The 1,677-nt window shown below is 48.3% G+C and carries 3 protein-coding genes; all 3 read left to right on the forward strand.

Annotation, left to right across the window (positions count from 1 at the left end; all coding sequences use genetic code 11):
• Positions 1-282, forward strand: a 282-nt coding sequence (tnpA, locus tag H1A14_RS22990) for an IS66 family insertion sequence element accessory protein TnpA (RefSeq protein WP_194778662.1), incomplete at its 5' end; no start/stop codon positions are given.
• Positions 282-629 carry an IS66 family insertion sequence element accessory protein TnpB gene (gene tnpB, locus H1A14_RS22995; protein WP_194778663.1) on the forward strand — a complete coding sequence of 116 codons (348 nt, stop codon included), beginning with the start codon at positions 282-284 and terminating at the stop codon, positions 627-629. The genes tnpA and tnpB, both read left to right, overlap by 1 nt.
• A 56-nt stretch (positions 630-685) precedes the next feature.
• Positions 686-1,677 (forward strand): IS66 family transposase (tnpC, locus tag H1A14_RS23000; protein ID WP_228527946.1); only part of this gene is annotated, 992 nt, incomplete at its 3' end.

Here is a 1,677-nt window from a genome sequence, read left to right on the forward strand (position 1 = left end):
AGCAACGATGAGTATTATGACCTGTTTAGCAGGTGGCAGGCTTCAGGAAAAAGCAAAGCTGCTTTTGCACAGGATGAAGGTATTTCAAGGACAGCATTTTATTATTGGTGCAGGAAGTTCAGTGTGGGTCAGCCTTATGCGGCCGGTGTATCATCCTTTTCCCTGATAACTCCTGATGTTGGTTTTCAAAGGGACCCTGTCCTGAGAATCAGTTATCCATCGGGAGTAAACATTGAGTTTTTCGGAAAGGTGGAGGTCGATACGGTCAAGAGGCTTCTCTGATGCTTTCCCTGTCGAATTCTGCCAGGTATTTTATGTACAAAGAACCGACCGATATGCGCTTTGGCATCAACTCTCTGGCGGGCCTTGTCCGCAACAAGCTTGGCTTTGATCCCATGAACGGGGATGTTTTTGTGTTCATCGGCAAGCGTTCCAACCAGATCCGTATGCTTCAATGGGACAGGGACGGCTTTGCGATGTATATCAAAAAGCTCGAAAGAGGCACTTTTGAACGCCCCATGCTTGCCGGTAACGGGATTACAAGCGGCCAGCTGAGCTTGCTCTTACAGGGGGTAAGGCTTGAATCGGTGAGCTACAGAGACCGCTACACGCCTCTGAAAAGAGTGTGAAAAAAGATGCGGTTTTTGGTATAAAATCAGCCTCTAAACCAATTTAAACCCACTTTTTGTGTTATCTTTATGTCATGGAAAACGGGGAAAAAGACTACAAAAAACTGTACGAAGAAGCCCTGCTGACCTTATCGGAGAAAGAAGAAATAATCTCAGACCAGCAGTTTGAGCTCGACAAACTCCGAAGACATCTTTTTGGATTCAGGAGTGAGAAACGCACAAACGATGTAGGGGACGACCAGTTGGGACTTTTTGAACTTGGTGCCACAAAATCAGTACAGGAAGAACTTTCCAGATCAATAACCGCGGCTGAAAAGCCTGCTCCAAAGAAAAGAGCCAAAGGTACAGGACGCATGAGCCTTCCCGAAGAACTCAGAAGAGAAGAAGTGGTGATCGAACCATCTGAATCCACCGAAGGCTGTACAAAAATCGGTGAAGAGGTTACAGAAGTCCTTGAAGTTGTACCTGCATCATTCTATGTGAAGCAGTATATCCGTCCAAAGTATGCAAGGCCGAACGGTGAAGGCATCATTATCGGGACGCTTCCTGACAGGGTGATAGAAAAAGGAATTCCTTCGGAGTCCGTAGTCGCACAGATGACTGTTGATAAATATGTCTACGGGATGCCGCTCCACAGACAGATCGATAAATACACCAGGATGGGGGTACGTATCCCCGCCTCAACCGCATCGGATTGGATCATGGGAGGCTGGTGCCATCTCAGACCGCTCTGGGAGCTGCTCCGGCTGATAGTGGTCAGCCAAAAATATCTCCAGGTCGATGAAACACCGATAAAGGTCCTGGACAGAGACCACAAAAACGGTGTCCACCAGGGTTACATGTGGCTGTACCATGCCCCTGTGGACAGGCTTGTGGTATTCGATTACCGGAAAGGAAGGGACCAGTCAGGTCCCAGGGAAATGCTTGCGGACTTTAGGGGCATCATCCAGACGGATGGCTATAAAGTCTATGATTCCCTCTTTGCGGGCCATCAGGACATCCATCTGACGTTTTGTATGGCCCACGCCAGACGGAAGTTCGTGGATGC

This window comes from Pararhodonellum marinum (assembly GCF_015354735.1).
GTDB lineage: Bacteria > Bacteroidota > Bacteroidia > Cytophagales > Cyclobacteriaceae > Pararhodonellum > Pararhodonellum marinum.